Here is a 16,431-nt window from a genome sequence, read left to right on the forward strand (position 1 = left end):
CTATGTGACGGTTACTGGACCTCGTCGATGACCGCGTTCAGCGCGTCCAGTTCGGCCTGCATGTCCTCCTCCGTCTTCGGGACGAAACCGATTTCGTCGGCGATGAGCGAGGAGTTGGCGCTCTGCTCGACGTAGTAGCGGGCGAACTCGGCGACGTGTTCCTCCGCGAGGGCGCTCTTCTTCGGATACGTGAACAGCGAGCGCGAGAGGGGCTTGTACTTGCCGGACTTGGCCGTCTCCAGCGACGGCTTGACGCAGCCGTCGCCGTTGTCGATGCCCAGCGCTTTGACGGCGTCCTTGTTGCCCTGATAGTAGGCGAAGCCGAAGTAGCCGATGCCGTACTGGTCTTTCTGGACGCCCTGGAGGATGAGGTTGTCCTTCTCGGTGGCCTCGTACTTCGTGGTGTGGCTCGTCTCTTCGCCGAGGATAGTCTCGTTGAAGTAGTCGAACGTCCCGGACGTCTCGGCGGCGCCGAAGCGGCTGATGGGTTCGTCGGGCCAGTCGCTGTTGACCTCGGCCCACGTCGAAGCCCCGTCGGCGCGCCAGATCTGTTTCAGTTGATCGGGGGTCATGCAGTCGACCCAGTCGTTCTCCGAGTTGACGATGACCGTCAGCGCGTCCGTGGCGATGTTAATCTCGTGGTACTCGACGCCGTTGTCGCTACAGAGTTGCTCTTCCTCTTTCGTGATGGGCCGGGACGCGTTGTTGAACGCGGCGTTGCCGACACAGAAGTGGTTGCTGAACCCGCCGCCGGACCCGGTCGGACTCACGCTGATATCGACGCCCGAGTGGGCGCTCTGGAACTTCTTCGCGACGGCGAACGCGATGGGGTAGACCGTACTGCTCCCCGTGATGTTTATCTCGCCGGAGAGCTGACTCGAACCGCTGTCACCGCTGGAACCGCTGCCATCACCGGAGCCACCGTTGGAGGGCCCTTCCGTACAGCCTGCGAGAGCGAGTGCTCCGACTGCACCGGTACTTGCCAGAAAACTACGACGCGAGACGCCGCCGTTCGGTGAGTCTGTCATCGCCCCAATCGAGGCCAGTGATAAATAAGTACTCTACTATGACGTGTATAGATTGCTACGTTATCTATATAGTCAAATGTTGAGGGTGTGTGTCAAGGGTATCGAAATTAGTGCCGAATATACGTCTAACAGCGGAATTCTGCCGGTAGCGCGCGACTCTCGACGGGCGTTCTGAAACCAGTTGTGGGAACGCGCTCGGAGGTAGAAAACGACTATAGAGCCCTTCAGGATGGCATTCGTCCCGTTGAAGGTGAAATATTTTCCGGATATATAGATGGGGGTGGATTTATGTCAAAGGGGGGCTGATACGGACGTACATGGAGACCCGCAAGGTGCAGGTGACTGGTGGTTCGACGTACACCGTCTCGCTCCCGAAAGACTGGGCGACAGAGAACGACGTGAGCGCTGGCAGCGTCGTCGAGTTCCACGCCGAAGAGGACCTGTTGTTGCTCGCACCGAAGCGAGACGACGACAGAGTCGAGGGGACGCTTGACGTGGGCGGTCTGGACAACAAACACGAACTCACGCGTGCGGTGATGACGATGTACGTCAGTGGGTTCGACGTCATCCGCCTCGAAGCACCACGTATCACCGCCGAACAGCGGCGTATCATCCGGGACGCGACACAGGGGCTCGTGGGGCTGGAAGTCATCGAGGAGACGTCCGACCGCGTCGTGTTACAGGACCTCCTCGACTCCTCGGAACTGTCGGTCCACAACGCCATCACTCGGATGCGGTTGGTCTCGCTGACGATGCTCTCGGACGCCGTCGAGGCGCTCATCGAGGACGACGACGACCTCGCAGCGGACGTGATGCAACGCGACGACGACGTCGACCGCCTCTGGTACATGGTCTCTCGGGTGTTTCGGACGGTCCTCCGGAACCCGACGGCGGCCAACGAGATCGGGTTCCCCCGCGAGACGGTGTTCGACTACCAGTCCAGCGCCCGGCAACTGGAACGCATCGCCGACCACGCGACGAAGATAGCCGGCCTGTCCCAGGAGATCGGCGAGATCACCGGCGAGACGGCCGAGTTGCTCCGACAGCTAGAGCAGGAAGCGACCTCCGTCTCGGAGACGGCGATGGACGCACTCCTCGCTGAGAGTTCCGACGACGCCGTCGAACTGGCGAACGAGGCACGCAGCCAGATACCCAGCGTCGACGAGACGGCCCGGGAAGTCGATACCGACGTCCGAGAACAGGACCCACAGAGCGCCCAGATTCTCGGCCGCGTCGTCGACTCCCTCTCCCGGACGGCCGACTACGGCGGTAACATCGCCGAGAGCGCGCTCCAGAAAGCAGCCCCGCGCCCCTAGTCGTAGAGTCGTTCCAGCAGCGACGCCACGCCGTCTCTCGTTTTCAGGTATCGCCGCTCACCGTCCGGTGTCCGGACGGCGTAGTCGTAGACGTCGCTGTCTGGTCGGTACCACTTCTCAGGATAGCGGTCGAGCGGGTCCGAGAGCAACTGTCCGCCATCGAAACTCTGGACCGGCGCGTCCGTCCGGTCAGCGGACGCCGTCCCCGCGCTTTCGCTCTCGCCACGACTCGCTTGGACGAGGAGGTCGCTGTCGACCGGGTAGTCCGCGAGTATCCCCGTCTCGGCGTCCTCCCGGCGACTCGCTTTCAGCGTCTCACGCATCAGAATCTCCTGCGTGTTGACGACGGCCTCGCCGTCTTTCGGATACTGCTGGTCGTAGCTTCCGTCGGCGTTCATCGTCCAGCGTTTGCGGTTGTCCGCCAGCATGAGCGCCAGTACGAAGCGCAACTGCCGACGAATAGCGGGGTCTTCGACCGGCGTGACCGCCTCGACGCGATAGTCGAGGTTCCGAGTCATCCAGTCGGCGCTCCCGATGTAGTACTCCGGGCCGGTCGTCTCACAGTCCGTGGCGCGTGCGCCGTTCTCGAAGTAGAAGACGCGAGAGTGTTCGAGGAACCGTCCCACGACCGAGTGGACCGTGATGTTCTCGCTGACGTCTTCCAGTCCCGGCCGAAGTCGGCAGATGTCGCGGACGATGAGGTCGATGTCGACCCCCGCCATCGACGCCCGGTACAGTTCTGCGACGATGTCGGGGTCTTCCAGTCCGTTGACCTTCGCCACGATGCGGGCGGGCCGACCGGCCTGTGCGTGTTGGGCCTCCCGTCGGATGCACCGAGTGAACTCGGGTCGCATCGTCACCGGCGCGATGAGTAGTTTCCTGAACTCCTCGTCCAGTCCCGGCCCGGTGAAGAAGTTGAACAGCGTGACGAGGTCCTGCCCGACGTCGCGGTCGGCCGTCAACAGGCCGAGGTCTACGTACCCCTTTGCCGTCTCGGAGTGGTAGTTGCCGGTCCCGACGTGGGAGTAGAGGTTGACGCCGTCCTCGGCGTCGCGGACCACCAGCGCCGTCTTCGTGTGGGTCTTCAGCCCGATGGTGCCGTAGGCCACGTGGATACCGTTTTCCTCTAGTCTACGGACCCATTCGAGGTTGTTCTGCTCGTCGAAGCGGGCCTTCAGTTCGACCATCACGGCCACCTGCTTGCCGTTCTTGGCGGCCTCGATGAGCGACTGGATGATCTGCGAGTCGCTCGCGGTCCGGTAGATCGCCGCCTTCACCGCGAGGACGTCGGGGTCGTTGGCGGCTTCGCTCAGGAACCGCTGGACGGTGTCCCCGAAATCGTGGTACGGGTGGTGCAACAGGATGTCGCCCTCGTCGATGTCGTCGAAGACGCTCTGGTGGTGGTCGTGTTCGTCGCGTTCGAAGGCCGCGGGTCGGCGGTCCCGAAGCCGTGGGTGTGGCTGTGGCGTCCACGACTCCAGTTTGAGGGCCGGTCGTTCGAGGTCCGTCAGCGACGCGAACTCCCGGTAGTCGAGCGGTCCGTCGAGGTCGTATATCTCGCGCTCGTCGAGGTCGAGTTGGTTCCGTAGGGTCGCGCGGATACGCGGGTGCGCGTTGCTCTCTATCTCCATCCTGACGACGCTGGCGAAGCGGCGCTGTTCGAGCACCTCCTCTATCATGTCGATGAGGTCCTCTGCGACCTCCTCGTTGCGCCGGACCTCGGCGTTACGGGTCAGGCGGAACAGCGCCGTGTCCACGATATCGACGTTCGGGAGGAGGAGGTCGAGATTGTGCCGAACCACGTCCTCGACGAGAACGTACCGCGAGTCGTCGCCGAGCTGGACGAGTCGGGGCCGGTTCGGCGGGATCTTGATGCGAGTGAACGTCGGGTCGTCGCTGTCGGGTCGTCGGGTCAACACCGCGAGCGAGAGCGACCGGTTCGAGATGAACGGGAACGGGTGGGCAGGGTCGAACGAGAGCGGCGTCAGCGTCGGCAGGACGGACTCCTCGAAGTACTCACGCATCTCCGTGCGTTCGGCCGCGTTCAGGTCGTCGTAGTCGAGGACGTCGATACCCGCCTCGGCGAGCGCCGGGCGGAGCATCTCGCTGTAGCAGTTGGCCTGTTTGGTGAGCATCGGCCCGAGCGTTTCGTGGGCTTCCGCCCACTGTTCTTTCGGAGTCCGTCCGTCGGCCGTTCGCTCGGTGACGCCCGCCTCCACCTGTTGTTTCAGGCCGCCGATGCGCTTCATGACGAACTCGTCCAGATTCCGGGTGACGATAGAGAGAAACCGAACTCGCTCTAAGAGCGGGTTCCGGTCGTCGAGGGCCTCGTGGAGCACCCGGCGCTGGAAGGCGAGTTCGCTCAGTTCGCGATTGAGGTACAGGTCCGGGTCCGAGAGATCGACGCTAGCTGGCTCGTACGGCGAGATGTCGAGAGTTTCCTCCGCTGTCATTGATCTGTCGGCGACGCAAGTCGTGGCTCCACGATGCTGTCAGACGAGCGCGAGACGTACGTCTCCGGCGGGTCGACCGAGATCAGTTCGTCGGCGCGGTAGTCGTATGCGGTCAACTGCCCGCCGTAGACGCACCCGGTGTCGAGTCCGACGGCGTAGTCGCTGACGAACGGATCGGCGAGGACGGTGTGGCCGAAGAACACGCGCGGGGTCTCCCGCCGCGTCTCGAACCAGTACGGTCGCTCGTAACTCGCGTCGGGAACGAGCGAGCGGTTGTTCAGCAGTTCGGTCAGGGAGTGTTCGACCAGCGGTTTCCGGTGGTCGACGCCGCCGTGGACCACGAGTGTGTCGTCCCACGAGACGGCCGCAGGCATCGACTCGACGTACGCCACGTCGTCGTCGGTGAGCGCGTCGATGGTCTTGCGACCGTCGACGAGTTTCTGCTCGTTGTTGCCCCGAACGCTGACGAGGTTCGGACGGTCGCGGACGATATCGAGGACGCCCTTGCTGTCCGGTCCCTTCCTGACGAGGTCACCGACGAAGACGACGAGGTCGTCGTGATCCGGGTCGAGTTCGTCGAGCAACTGCTCCAGCGTTCCTCGACAGCCGTGGACGTCGCCGACGACGTAGATGTCGTCCCACTGGCCGCTGTCGATGCGTCGATGCGAGGCGTCGATGGTCGGGTTCAGTGTCGGTTGCAGTACCATGTGCGAGTAGCCACCGCTTGGGTTGGCCTTACCAGTCAGGACGGTGGATCCCAGTTAGATGCTTTATAATAGCGGTATATACCGGTACGTACCACTACCGTGTCCACGGCAGCACTCGCTGTGACCGCGTGGTACCCGCCCTAGCTCTTTATCATGACCGATTGTGTAGTTCTCGGTGACGTGCTGTTGGCACCCAACCAGCCACTACTTCGTCAGTCGATTCGAGCACGTCACCTCGACGGCGGCCCTGCACCAGCCGCCGTCAACGGTTCGCAGCGCGAGGGCTCTCCTGACGTACCAGTCGGTATCGGGCCGTCGGATGCGGTAGAATGCTCGGAGAGTGGTTACTCGACGAGAACAGCGTTGACCTGTCCGTCCTGCCCGGGGCGGGAGGTGACGCGGGCCTCGCCTTCGGAGGTCTCGACGATAGCGCCCTTCGTGATGATGTTTCGGCGGGCGTAGTTCGGGTTCGACGGGTTCTCGACGACGTTCTCGATGGTCGCCTCGATGGTCTCGGCGCCGTCGGCGACGCTCGCGACGTCGGTCGTGACCGCACGGACCTTCTGCGTGTTGCCGCGGGAGTCGACGACCTTCAGTTTCTGGTCGCCGACCTGCGTCTCGGTCGGCTCACGGCCGAGTTCGTGCTTTTTCTTCTTGTGGTTCGGGCGTCGTCGACCGCCTGTGCGCTTGCGAGGGGAGCGTCCCTGGTCTTTCATACCCGATTCATAAACCAGCGGCTACTTGAACCGTTCGATGACCGGCCGGGGTGTGTAGCTGTATGACGGGCGTTCTGAGTCCGCATCGGCGCTGGGCCAACGGCCGTCTATCGTAGCCATTGAAAATCAATGCACACCCGACCGCACGACGGCGGTGCGGTCGGTGTGTGAATCGTTTCAATTGTTACTATAGGGTGAGAGAGCAGTGATCGTAATCGTTACCCGGGGGCGAGACGGTTACCCGAACGATGAGTCTGAAGACGGCCGTGGCCGCGCCGTTCCGTCAGCGGGGGACCGACCGGATGGCCGAGAGTGAGTTCGTCGTCGCCCTGTCGCTCGACCGGAACTGGTTCTCGCCGGATCAGGCGAAGTCGCTGGTCGACGTCGCGGCGAGCGAGGGCCTCGTCGAACGCGCGGACGACGCCCTCGTCGTCACGTTCGACGCCGGCAACGTCGAGATTCCGGACGGCTTCGCCCCGGGGGAAGCGGTCCTCCAGTCACGCTCGACGTTCGAACGAGTGTTAGACGCCGTCGTCGAGAGCGGCGTCGAAAAGCAGACGGCCGTCGCCGGGATCAACTCGCTGCAGTCGACCCTCGGCGTGACGCTGGAGGCCGCGGCGGTCGTCTACGCCCGCAGCGAGGGCGTCACCGTAGAGAGCATCGCCGCGGAGGCGCGGGAGGAAATCTGATGGTCGACGATCGCATCACCGACGGGAAACGCATCGGCCAGTTGCTCGCCTCGGAGGTGACCGGACTGGAACGGGGTGCGCTCGGGACGCTGTCGGTGGTCGACGCCGACCCGGACGTGGACCCGACACCGGGTGGTGCCTTCGCCTTCGGGGTCGAGGCCGACGGAACTCGCCTGGGCGAGGTCCACGTCACGCCCGAGACGGCACGCCTGACGCTGACCGAACCAGTGACCGTCGACGTAGGCCGCGAGGACGTCACGGTCGAAGCAGCGGACGACGGGGCCGTCGTCGTCGCACACAGCGGCGCCGCAGTCAAAGCGCTCGTCGACGTCCTCGCCGACCGACTCGGGTAGTCAGTTCGACCCCGGTTCTGCCAGCGTTTCGGCCGTCCACGCGACGAACCCGGTGAGTATCAGCGCCGACCCGACGAAGGTCATCGTCGCCGCCGTCGCGAGCACCACGGTCTTGAGTCCGAGTGGCGAGCCAAGAACCATCACTATCGGAGCGAGCGTGATACAGAACGTGCCGATAGCGACGGCTTGGCGTTGTTTAGTCGAGAGGTCGACACCGATGTGAAACCACGAGTCCGACGCGGGTTCCCGTGCTGCGAGGCCGAGGCAGAAGAGCGGGACCCCGACGAAGACGAGCGTGGCAGCGACCGCGTTCGACCAGAACGCAGACGTACCAGAGGTCGGTGCCAGAGAGAGCACCGCACCGACGGCGAGCAGTCCGACGCCGCCGACGAGTCCGAACGGCCGTAACCGGGGGTCCTCGAGTGCCTGCCACAGGTTCGGGAGCGTCTCCGCGACGTGCCCGACATCGAGGGATCGATCCATAGCTACCGTTCCACGTCCGGTATGAAATAGACGCGGGGTCTGATTCTCAACGTTGATTTTAGAAGACGCCGGTCGCGGCGGCAGAGGGAAACGCTTGTATCCGTCGCCGTCGGCGCGGTACCTATGCACTTCTTCGACCGCCTCCACGACCGCATCGTGGCCGCGGATAGCGTCGTCTCGGTGGGACTGGACCCGGACCCGGACCGCCTGCCCGAGGCGGTACAGGACGCCGACCTGCCGCGCTGGCAGTTCAACCGCCGAATCATCGACGCGACCCACGAACACGCCGCCTGCTACAAACCCAACGCGGCGTTCTACGAGGACCCCGACGGCTGGCGGGCGCTTCGGGAGACCATCGCGTACGCCCACGGCAAGGACGTCCCGGTCCTGCTGGACGCCAAACGGGGCGACATCGGGAACACGGCCCGGCAGTACGCGACGATTCTGGACGAGGACCACGGTCCCGCCGCCGACGCCATCACGGTCAACCCGTTCCTCGGCCGGGACTCGCTGGAACCGTTCCTCCAGCACGAGGACAAGGGCGTGTTCGTCCTCGGACGCACTTCGAACCCCGGCGGCGCCGACCTGCAGGACCTCGAACTGGCCTCCGGCGAGAAACTGTACGAGCGCGTCGTCCACCTCGCGGACCGCTGGAACGACAACGGGAACGTCGGCCTCGTCGTCGGCGCTACCGCACCGGAAGAACTCGAGGAGATACGTGAACTCGTCCCCGACATCCCGTTTCTCGTCCCCGGTGTCGGTGCGCAGGGCGGCGACGCCGAGGCCGCCGTGGAGTACGGACTGGCCGACGGCGTCGGCCTCGTGAACTCCTCGCGGGGTATCATCTTCGCCGGCGAAGATAGCGAGGCGCGACGCGCCTCGGACAGTCGAGCGACGGGGCCGGGAGACGCCGCCGGCCGCGGGTCGCCCGAGCAGTTCTTCGAAGCGGCTGGCCAGTCGGCGAAGCGACTCAAGGCCCAACTCAACCAGTACCGGTAGCTCAGAACCGGTAGGTGTCGACGCCGTCCGGCAGGTTCTCGGGGTCGGTTCGCTCGCCCGGTTTTCCGGCCTCGACGCTACACTCGACGCACAGTCCTGTAGTCTCGTCCCAGTGGCGGTCACAGACGAGTCGGCCACAACGGTCACAGCCGTGGTCGACGTCGGGCCGGTCACACAGGTCACAGAGCCCGGAGACGCTCATGCTACACTCTAGCACGCTCGGAGTCTTGAACGCTTGGGGGCGACAGGCGAGACGCTTACAGTCCTGTGGACCGAACCACGATTCGTGCAGTACGACCGGCTCATCACGGGCGTCGCCGCGGTGTTCGCGGTACTGACAGCGGTGCTGACGGTGGTGGGGATACTGGTGAACCCGGCCGTGCTCTTTCTGGCCCTGATGTTCGCTGTCTCCACGTACGTCATGTACTACCATCTAAGCGGCAAGATGGCCGCTAACCTCTACGAACGAGTCGAACGGCGCGCTGCCACACAGTCCCGCGGGAGTCGTCGAGGCGGGTTCGGTGCCGGGCCGCGCGAGGAGTGGACCCCGCCGAGGGACGGCCGACGTGCAGACGGATTCGGTCGACGCGCTCAGCAGGCCCGACAGCAGCAGCGTCGACAGCGGACCCAGCAACGCCAGCACCGTCGCGTCCGCCAGTCGAGCGGCCCCAGTCCGTCGGAGGCCTACGACCGCCTCGGACTAGACCCCAGCGCGGACGAGCAAGCGGTCAAGCAGGCCTACCGAGAACGTGTCAAAGAGGTCCATCCCGACACAGACACCGGGAGCGAGGCCGAGTTTAAACGGGTCAAAGCCGCCTACGAGAGGCTGACCGACGACTGATACGGGTGGTTGTAACTGTGTCCCGGCGGTTCGCCGAACCGGTCGGGGGACCCACCGGTCGTGACCGACGCCAACCCGTGTAATCGCAACGGCCAAACCGCCTCGGGCGTCAGTTGGCGTATGTCCGAGACGCCGCCGTTGCTCGTCGACATCGACGGGACGCTCACCGACGAGTCACGCGCCATCGACCCGCGCGTGTTCCCCGTGTTACGCGAGTGGCCCGAAACCGTCGTTATCGCCACCGGGAAGGCGATGCCGTTCCCCATCGCGCTCTGTGAGTTCCTCGGCATCGAACGCACCGTCGTCGCGGAGAACGGCGGCGTGGTGTTCGTCGAGGCGACCGACGAACTCCAGTTGCGCGGCGACCACGAGGCGAGTCTCGCCGTCGCGGAAGCCTACCGCGAACTGGGACACGAACTCGGCTTCGGGGCCGTCGATCTGGCGAACCGCTGGCGCGAGACGGAGATCGTCGTCAGTCTGAACCAACCGCTCGAGCCACTGGAACGGGTGGCCGAGGAGTTCGGCCTCGTCGTCCTCGACACCGGATTCGCGTATCACGTCACCGACCCGAGCGTGGACAAGGGGACGGGACTGGCGGCCATCTGTGCGGAACTGGAGATGGACCCGTCGTCGTTCCTCGCCGTCGGCGACTCCGAGAACGACGCCGAGGCGTTCGACGTGGCCGGGGAGGCCATCGCCGTGGCCAACGCTGACGAGACGGCGAAGGCGCGCGCCGACCGGGTGACCGAAGCCCGGTACGCCGACGGGTTTCTCGAAGCCGTCGCTCCGTACCGCCCGTAGCGGCCTTCAGGGGCGAACTGGCGACACCCGGAAATCGTCGGAGTCGTCACGGGAGTCCCCCGCTACCGTCCGCACGAGTGGGTGTCGCGCGCCCGCGAGTTCCGTGCGGCGAGTCTGGGCACGGCCCGGGCATCGTTCCGTACACGTACATAAATCCTCGGGCGAAACTATTGTGAGAGACAGACCCATTCACCCGCCAAAACACCGGTAAGCGGCCCCAAACCCGGGGAAGGCTTTTATCTCGTCCTCCGTTACGGACTCGCATGAGCCCCGACCGGGCTGTCCTCCGGCGCGCGCTGGAGCGCGGCGAACAGGAGGGCGGCAGCGTCGAGTTCAAAGAACGGCTCACAGAGGATCTGCACCTCTCGGAGGGCCGGCTCGAATCCCTGACTGCGCAACTTCGCCACCGCGTCCTCTCGGGCGACGGTGAAGCGACCTACGTCGTCGGCGTCACCGACGACGGCGGCCTCGCCGGGATCGCTCCCGAGGAGTTCTCTGAGTCGATGGACGTGTTGAGCCTACTGGCCGAGGAGGCCGGTGCCCACATCGAAGACGTCCAGACGTGGGGCACAGACGGCGTCCCGGAGACGAACTCGGCAGGCGGTGGTGACGGGCCAGAAGGCATCGTCGGGGTCGCCACCGTCAGAGAGGGCGCCGTTCTCGAAGACGACGACCACATCGTCGTCGGGACCGCCGGTCACGTCGACCACGGCAAGTCCACGCTCGTCGGGTCGCTCGTCACCGGCGAGGCCGACGACGGCGAGGGTAACACGCGCGGCTTCCTCGACGTCCAGCCCCACGAGGTCGAACGCGGCCTCTCGGCGGACCTCTCCTATGGCGTCTACGGCTTCGACGAGGACGGACCGGTCCGGATGGACAACCCACATCGGAAAAGTGACCGCGCACGCGTCGTAGAGGAGTCCGACCGACTGGTGTCGTTCGTCGACACGGTCGGCCACGAACCGTGGCTCCGGACGACGATCCGCGGACTGGTCGGCCAGAAACTCGATTATGGCCTGCTTACCGTCGCGGCAGACGACGGCGTGACCGACACGACCCGGGAGCACCTAGGCATCTTGCTGGCGACTGACCTCCCGACTATCGTCGCCATCACCAAGGTCGACCTCGTCCCCGACGAACGAGTGACCGAGGTCGAGCGAAGCGTCGAGCGAGCGCTCCGCGATGTCGACAAGACGCCACTCCGGGTCGAGCGCCACGGCATCGAGGCCGCTATCGAGGAGATATCCGAGACCGTCGTCCCAGTCGTGACGACGAGTGCCGTCACACAGGCGGGCCTCGACGCCCTCGACGCGATGTTCGAGGCGCTCCCGAAGACGGCCGGCGAAGTCGGTGAGTTCCGGATGTACGTCGACCGCACGTACAACGTACAGGGCGTCGGCGCCGTCGCGTCGGGCACGATCAAGTCCGGCGAGGTCGAAGCCGGCGACGAACTCCTGTTAGGACCGATGCAGGACGGGACCTTCCGCGAGGTAGAAGTCCGATCCATCGAGATGCACTACTACCGGGTCGACGAGGCCAAAGCGGGCCGCATCGTCGGTATCGCACTCAAAGGCGTCCGCGAGGCGGACATCGAACGCGGGATGGTTTTACTCCCGCGGGACGCCGACCCGACGCCCGTCCGCGAGTTCGAGGCCGAAGTGATGGTGCTGAACCACCCGACACGCATCGGCGACGGCTACGAACCGGTCGTCCACCTCGAAACGGTCAGTGAAGCGGCGGCGTTCCACCCTGAAGACGGCCAACTCCTCCCCGGCGACGCCGGCGAGACCACCGTCGAGTTCAAGTTCCGGTCGTACCTCGTCGAGGAGGGCCAGAAGTTCGTCTTCCGCGAAGGGCGGTCGAAAGGCGTCGGCACCGTCACCGATATCGTCACAGACTGACTCCGTTAGGTACGACGCCGTTATCCGTCGGTCGTTTTCGCCGTGGCGTAGATATGCACGTCGTCGGCGCGAGCGGACGCTGGTCTGTCCGCCCCAGATGCCCGACGGGACACTACGGTGCCTCGAAGCCTGCGTCCGTGTGCCGTGCCGCCCCGAACACTGCCGCCCACGCCAGCAGGTGTTCGACCCGCGTGCGCCAGACGGGTTCCCAGTTGGCGCGGCGTTCGCGCTCCCAGCGGGGGACGATGTTCCGGACGGCTTCGAAGGCGTCGTCGGCCGTTCGTGGGTCGGTGCCGAGTACGTCCAGTACCTCGGCGGCGCCGAAGACGTTCTCTCGGAACGCCGCCGCCAGCGTGTCCCGCTCCAGAGCAGTCCGCGTCCGGTAGTACCCTCTGTCGCTCTCTTCGAGGAGGGCCAGCGCTCGCAGAAACGTCAGGTACTCGCGGGCCGTCTCGCGGTCCGGGACGTCTGTCGTCCGCTGGATAGCCCGACAGCAGTCCGCCTCGTCGTCCGGGACAAGCGGAATCGCCGCCCGCGCGTCCGCGAGAAACGATAGCGACCGCGCCGGCGGGGCCACCTTGTACCGCATCAGAGCCCGAAGCTCTCGGCCAACACGTCCTCGCGGGTCTCACCGACGACGTGTGTCTCGCCGCCGACGACGTCGATCGTGACCTGTGCCGGCCCGAACAGCCCCACGGGGAGGTCGGCGAAGTCCCAGTCGGCGTCCTCGAAGACGGCCGCCAGCGGTTCACCGTACTCGGCCCCTGCCACGGAGGCCACCTCCTCGAACCGGTCGAACGACTCGTCGACGGTGAGGTGGACTTCGCCGCCGTAGGCCAGTGCGTCCGTCGTCCGGGCCATCGCCGTCGCCTCGTCGCCGGCGACGGGTGCCACGGGGGCGCGTGCGTTCGCCGAGAGCACCGAGACGGGGTCGAAGCCAAGTTCGGCTAGCCGGAAGACGGCCAGTTCGGCCGCGCGGGCGGCGGCGGCGACGCTCCCGGTGACACTCGCCGTCGAGAACGCCGGGAGGAACACGCCCGTCTCGGGGACGCCGGTACGCTCTGCGACCTGTGCAGCGACGGCTTCGTCGGGCAGTTGGTCCGTCTCGACGGCGAGGACCGCGAAGTCGGCCTCCTCTCGATACCCGATACGTTGGAACGCCTCCTCCTCGGCGACCAGCGCGCGGGCCGGGCCGCTTCCGAGGCCCTCGAAGCCGTCGGCCGAGAGCTCCCAGCCACCCTTCTGCGAACACAGCAGGGCCAGCGCCGGGTGGTCAGTCGAGAGTTCGACGTGTGTCAGCGGCGCGCCGGCGACGGTGTCCATCGTCGACTGGACCGTCGCCAGCCCAGCGGTCTGTATCTCTGCGAGCACCATCCCCGCCTCGACGGCACCGGGGACGTCGACGCCGAAGTCGAGCACCGCGGCGTCGCCAGAGAGTGCGTGTACGTCTATCGTGAGTTCGTCGGCGAAGTCGATGGCCTCGTCGACGAGTTCCGTGGCCATCCGATTGAGGCTGTCCATACGCCGCCTTTGGCAGCCTGCCTTTTAATCTCCACCTTCGGACCGCTCGCTTCGCGCCGCCCGCCCCAGTTGCGATTCGACGGCGTCGACCTTCTCGCTCGCACGCTGGTCGACGCCGCGCTTGTCGTCTATCTTCAGGAACGTCTCGACGCGGTCGGACTGCGCGCCGACGGCCTCGTGTGCGGCGTGGGCCGCCGCGAACAGTTCCTCGCTGTCCTCGGCCTCGATGATTGTCCCCATCGGCGTCGTCTCGTACTCGACGTCGAACGCCTCTAAGGCCGCGACGGCGTCGGCGACGTAGGGAGCCATGCTCTCTTCGACGACCGGTGCGACGGACAGGAACCCGATACAGGTCATACGTGACAATCAAGTAGGGGACACCCTAACAGTGGCGTTCGCGACCTCGCACCTAGATTTATTATACAGCCGACAGAAAAAACCACTGTCGTGAGCGATACCCGCCCAACTGTCCTCGTCGTCGAGGACGACACCCCTCTCCGTGAGACCTACGCCCGCGTCCTCTCACAGTCCTACGACGTGTCGACCGCCGCGACTGCAGCGATGGCTATCGACCGTCTCGGAGACGGGACCGACATCCTCCTCCTCGACCGCGCACTCCCCGACGCCGACGGCGAAGACGTCCTCCGAGAGGTTCAGGCCCGAAACTACCACTGCTACGTCGCGATGGTCACCGCCGTCGAGCCCGATTTCGAGATCATCGACATGGGCGTCGACGACTACCTCGTCAAACCGGTGACCACCGATGCGATTCGAGACGCCGTCGAACGACTGCTGTCGCTGGCCGAATACGACGAGACCTACAGGGAGCTGAGTCAGAAGCGCGTGAAACGCAACGTCCTCGAACAGGAGAAAGCACCGCCGGAACTCGGCGAAAGCGAGGAGTTCCGCCGCCTGCAGGCGGACATCGAGCGTTTAGAAGCCCAACTCGAAGAGATAGCCGACAAGTGTGCGGACGTAGAACGCGAACTAGAACAGTAGGCACGCGGGACCGGCGCTCGCGTGATGGCACGTAGCGCGACCGCTCATCGGTTGGAATTTGGAGAAATACGCTTGCTGGGAGTGCGCAATCGCTCCGCGATTGCGAGCCCCGACGGACGCCGTCCGTCGGTGTTTGAACCGAAATCAGACGTGCTCGCTTCGCTGCGCGCGACTGATAGGCTTCAAACCAGTACGATTTCACGACTCACCGGATGACGAGCACACGCCACGCGGTGCTCGCCGAGATAGTTCGTCGAAGAAATGCGCTGGCTGGGATTTGAACCGAAATCAGACGTGCTCGCTTCGCTGCGCGCGACTGATAGGCTTCAAACCAGTGCGATTTCACGGCTCACCGGATGACGAGCACACGCTACGCGGTGCTCACCGAGATAGTTCGTCGAAGAAATGCGCTGGCTGGGATTTGAACCCAGGTTGTGACCATGGCAAGGTCACGTGATACCAACTACACTACCAGCGCCCAGCGTGGCGCACCGCGCCTCTCTGCATTCTAATCTGGTGGGGGTGATAGTAAAAAGCCTTCCGTTTTCCGAGCCCAATCGTGGGACGTGAGGGCATTCGGCGCATACATTTCCCGGGAGTGAATAGCACGCCACGACCTTTCGGAACCGGCAAGGCCCGTGCAGGCGGTTCACGGGCGAGGGGCTGTGACGGGCCGTGTGAACGCGTCTCAACGCGTGCCCGAAGCGGGGTCTTTTTACGGTAGGGGCGGAGAAGTATCGGCACAGTCTAGTGGCGTGACGTGGAAGCGTCACGGCATGACGACCAGCGTACTCGTGCCGTCTTCCCTCACACGGGAAGCCGAAGACCGCCGCGAGGCGACTCGCAAACTCGGATACGTGGCCCGCGCGGCCACGGTGTTCCGGGTCGACCGGCTGACAGTGTTCCCCGACCCAGACGGGGCGGGAAAGTGGGAAGACGGGTTCGTCGAAACCGTCCTGCGGTACGCCGCGACGCCCCCGCACCTCCGAAAGGAGATGTGGGGCAAGCGGGACGAACTAGAGTACGTCGGCGTCCTGCCGCCGCTCCGCGTGCGTTCACAGACCGGCTCCGGATCTGAGGGTTCGGGGTCGTTAAGACAGGGAATCGTGACCGAGGTCGGAGCTGATGGGCGCGTCCGGGTCAATTGCGGCATGCAACACCCGATCTCCCTCCCCGTTCCAGACGGTCTGGACGTGGGTCAGGGGGAGCGCGTGACCGTCAGGGTCTCTTCGCGACGGCCGGTCCGGGCGAAACTCGTCGACCACCCCACGCCGGGGTTCGACGTCGTTTCCGCGGACCTCGATGCAGCACTCTCGCGTGACGACGCCGGGCTCACCATCGCCTCTTCGAGGTACGGAGAGCCGGCAACGACACACCGTCTCGGCCGTCTGGCCGAGCGACGGGACGCCGAGGGCGGCATGACAGTCGCCTTCGGAGCCCCCGAGCGTGGGTTACCGTCGATACTCGACGTGGACCCGGGCTCCGTCGGACGAGACCAGACAGACGACGACCCCACAGGGTTCGACCTCTGGCTGAATACGGTTCCGAACCAGGGCAGCGAGGTCGTGCGAACGGAAGAAGCACTGTTCGCCTCCCTCGCCTGTCTAACCCTCACGGAGTAAAC

General features: G+C 65.1%; 18 protein-coding genes and 1 tRNA gene. 9 read left to right on the forward strand and 10 right to left on the reverse strand.

Annotated elements, in window-relative coordinates; translation table 11 throughout:
- Positions 1–11: 11 nt before the first annotated feature.
- Positions 12–1,037: a phosphate ABC transporter substrate-binding protein PstS family protein gene (locus IEY28_RS13365; RefSeq protein WP_396275527.1), complete on the reverse strand. Its 1,026-nt coding sequence runs from the start codon at positions 1,035–1,037 to the stop codon at positions 12–14.
- A gap of 308 nt (positions 1,038–1,345) precedes the next feature.
- Between IEY28_RS13365 and IEY28_RS13370 the strand changes: the two genes are divergently transcribed.
- Complete coding sequence (locus IEY28_RS13370; protein WP_166971495.1) at positions 1,346–2,344, forward strand: phosphate uptake regulator PhoU; 999 nt, start codon at positions 1,346–1,348, stop codon at positions 2,342–2,344.
- Here the strand turns inward: IEY28_RS13370 and ppk1 are convergent.
- The 3 genes from ppk1 to IEY28_RS13385 form a co-directional block, all read right to left on the reverse strand.
- Entirely contained in the window at positions 2,341–4,797 is a 2,457-nt protein-coding gene (gene ppk1, locus IEY28_RS13375) for a polyphosphate kinase 1 (protein WP_188998527.1), read from the reverse strand. The two genes, IEY28_RS13370 and ppk1, sit on opposite strands and share 4 nt — an antisense overlap.
- Complete coding sequence (locus IEY28_RS13380; protein WP_188998531.1) at positions 4,794–5,504, reverse strand: metallophosphoesterase family protein; 711 nt, start codon at positions 5,502–5,504, stop codon at positions 4,794–4,796. Before IEY28_RS13380 ends, ppk1 begins: the two co-directional genes overlap by 4 nt.
- A gap of 344 nt (positions 5,505–5,848) precedes the next feature.
- Positions 5,849–6,220 carry a 30S ribosomal protein S8e gene (locus IEY28_RS13385; RefSeq protein ID WP_188998534.1) on the reverse strand — a complete coding sequence of 124 codons (372 nt, stop codon included), beginning with the start codon at positions 6,218–6,220 and terminating at the stop codon, positions 5,849–5,851.
- 248 nt (positions 6,221–6,468) lie between these two features.
- Between IEY28_RS13385 and IEY28_RS13390 the strand changes: the two genes are divergently transcribed.
- Together IEY28_RS13390 and IEY28_RS13395 are read left to right on the forward strand one after the other, a co-directional pair.
- Positions 6,469–6,909, forward strand: coding sequence for a DUF2240 family protein (locus IEY28_RS13390; RefSeq protein ID WP_188998538.1), 441 nt, complete (start codon positions 6,469–6,471; stop codon positions 6,907–6,909).
- Positions 6,909–7,262: a DUF7993 family protein gene (locus tag IEY28_RS13395; RefSeq protein WP_188998541.1), complete on the forward strand. Its 354-nt coding sequence runs from the start codon at positions 6,909–6,911 to the stop codon at positions 7,260–7,262. Before IEY28_RS13390 ends, IEY28_RS13395 begins: the two co-directional genes overlap by 1 nt.
- On the opposite strand, the gene IEY28_RS13400 is transcribed toward IEY28_RS13395, so the two are convergent.
- Positions 7,263–7,745, reverse strand: coding sequence for a hypothetical protein (locus IEY28_RS13400; RefSeq protein ID WP_188998544.1), 483 nt, complete (start codon positions 7,743–7,745; stop codon positions 7,263–7,265).
- Between the two features lie 123 nt (positions 7,746–7,868).
- On the opposite strand from IEY28_RS13400, the gene pyrF reads away from it, so the two are divergent.
- The gene (gene pyrF, locus IEY28_RS13405; RefSeq protein ID WP_188998547.1) at positions 7,869–8,744 is read left to right on the forward strand and encodes an orotidine-5'-phosphate decarboxylase; all 876 of its coding nucleotides are present in this window, start codon (positions 7,869–7,871) and stop codon (positions 8,742–8,744) included.
- A 1-nt stretch (position 8,745) separates the two neighbouring features.
- Here the strand turns inward: pyrF and IEY28_RS13410 are convergent, their stop codons facing one another.
- Complete coding sequence (locus tag IEY28_RS13410) at positions 8,746–8,946, reverse strand: hypothetical protein (RefSeq protein WP_166971512.1); 201 nt, start codon at positions 8,944–8,946, stop codon at positions 8,746–8,748.
- Positions 8,947–9,030: 84 nt separating this feature from the next.
- Here IEY28_RS13410 and IEY28_RS13415 point away from each other — a divergent pair, with 84 nt between their 5' ends.
- The 3 genes from IEY28_RS13415 to IEY28_RS13425 all read left to right on the forward strand — a co-directional run bounded on the left by IEY28_RS13415 (position 9,031) and on the right by IEY28_RS13425 (position 12,287).
- Entirely contained in the window at positions 9,031–9,585 is a 555-nt protein-coding gene (locus IEY28_RS13415) for a J domain-containing protein (protein WP_166971514.1), read from the forward strand.
- Positions 9,586–9,705: 120 nt separating this feature from the next.
- Complete coding sequence (locus tag IEY28_RS13420; RefSeq protein ID WP_188998550.1) at positions 9,706–10,386, forward strand: phosphoglycolate phosphatase; 681 nt, start codon at positions 9,706–9,708, stop codon at positions 10,384–10,386.
- Positions 10,387–10,649: 263 nt separating this feature from the next.
- On the forward strand, positions 10,650–12,287 hold the full coding sequence (locus tag IEY28_RS13425) for a GTPBP1 family GTP-binding protein (RefSeq protein ID WP_188998553.1): 1,638 nt from the start codon (positions 10,650–10,652) through the stop codon (positions 12,285–12,287).
- 112 nt (positions 12,288–12,399) lie between these two features.
- Here IEY28_RS13425 and IEY28_RS13430 read toward each other — a convergent pair whose 3' ends face one another.
- Genes IEY28_RS13430 through IEY28_RS13440 form a run of 3 tightly spaced genes read right to left on the reverse strand, consistent with a single transcriptional unit; the run spans position 12,400 to position 14,165 of the window.
- The gene (locus tag IEY28_RS13430) at positions 12,400–12,876 is read right to left on the reverse strand and encodes a double winged helix-containing putative transcriptional regulator (RefSeq protein ID WP_188998557.1); all 477 of its coding nucleotides are present in this window, start codon (positions 12,874–12,876) and stop codon (positions 12,400–12,402) included.
- A complete protein-coding gene (mch, locus tag IEY28_RS13435) occupies positions 12,876–13,808 on the reverse strand; it encodes a methenyltetrahydromethanopterin cyclohydrolase (RefSeq protein ID WP_188998561.1) in 933 nt (310 codons plus the stop codon). The genes IEY28_RS13430 and mch overlap by 1 nt, the downstream gene beginning before the upstream one ends.
- Positions 13,809–13,832: 24 nt before the next feature.
- On the reverse strand, positions 13,833–14,165 hold the full coding sequence (locus tag IEY28_RS13440; RefSeq protein WP_188998564.1) for an MTH1187 family thiamine-binding protein: 333 nt from the start codon (positions 14,163–14,165) through the stop codon (positions 13,833–13,835).
- A gap of 90 nt (positions 14,166–14,255) precedes the next feature.
- Between IEY28_RS13440 and IEY28_RS13445 the strand changes: the two genes are divergently transcribed.
- Entirely contained in the window at positions 14,256–14,807 is a 552-nt protein-coding gene (locus tag IEY28_RS13445; RefSeq protein WP_188998569.1) for a response regulator, read from the forward strand.
- 406 nt (positions 14,808–15,213) lie between these two features.
- On the opposite strand, the gene IEY28_RS13450 is transcribed toward IEY28_RS13445, so the two are convergent.
- Positions 15,214–15,285: transfer RNA gene (locus IEY28_RS13450), tRNA-Gly, on the reverse strand.
- 298 nt (positions 15,286–15,583) lie between these two features.
- Here IEY28_RS13450 and IEY28_RS13455 point away from each other — a divergent pair.
- Entirely contained in the window at positions 15,584–16,429 is an 846-nt protein-coding gene (locus tag IEY28_RS13455) for a putative RNA uridine N3 methyltransferase (RefSeq protein WP_188998572.1), read from the forward strand.
- Positions 16,430–16,431: the final 2 nt, after the last annotated feature.

Origin of the sequence: Haloarcula pellucida (genome assembly GCF_014647235.1) — an archaeon.
GTDB classification, from domain to species: Archaea; Halobacteriota; Halobacteria; order Halobacteriales; family Haloarculaceae; genus Haloarcula; species Haloarcula pellucida.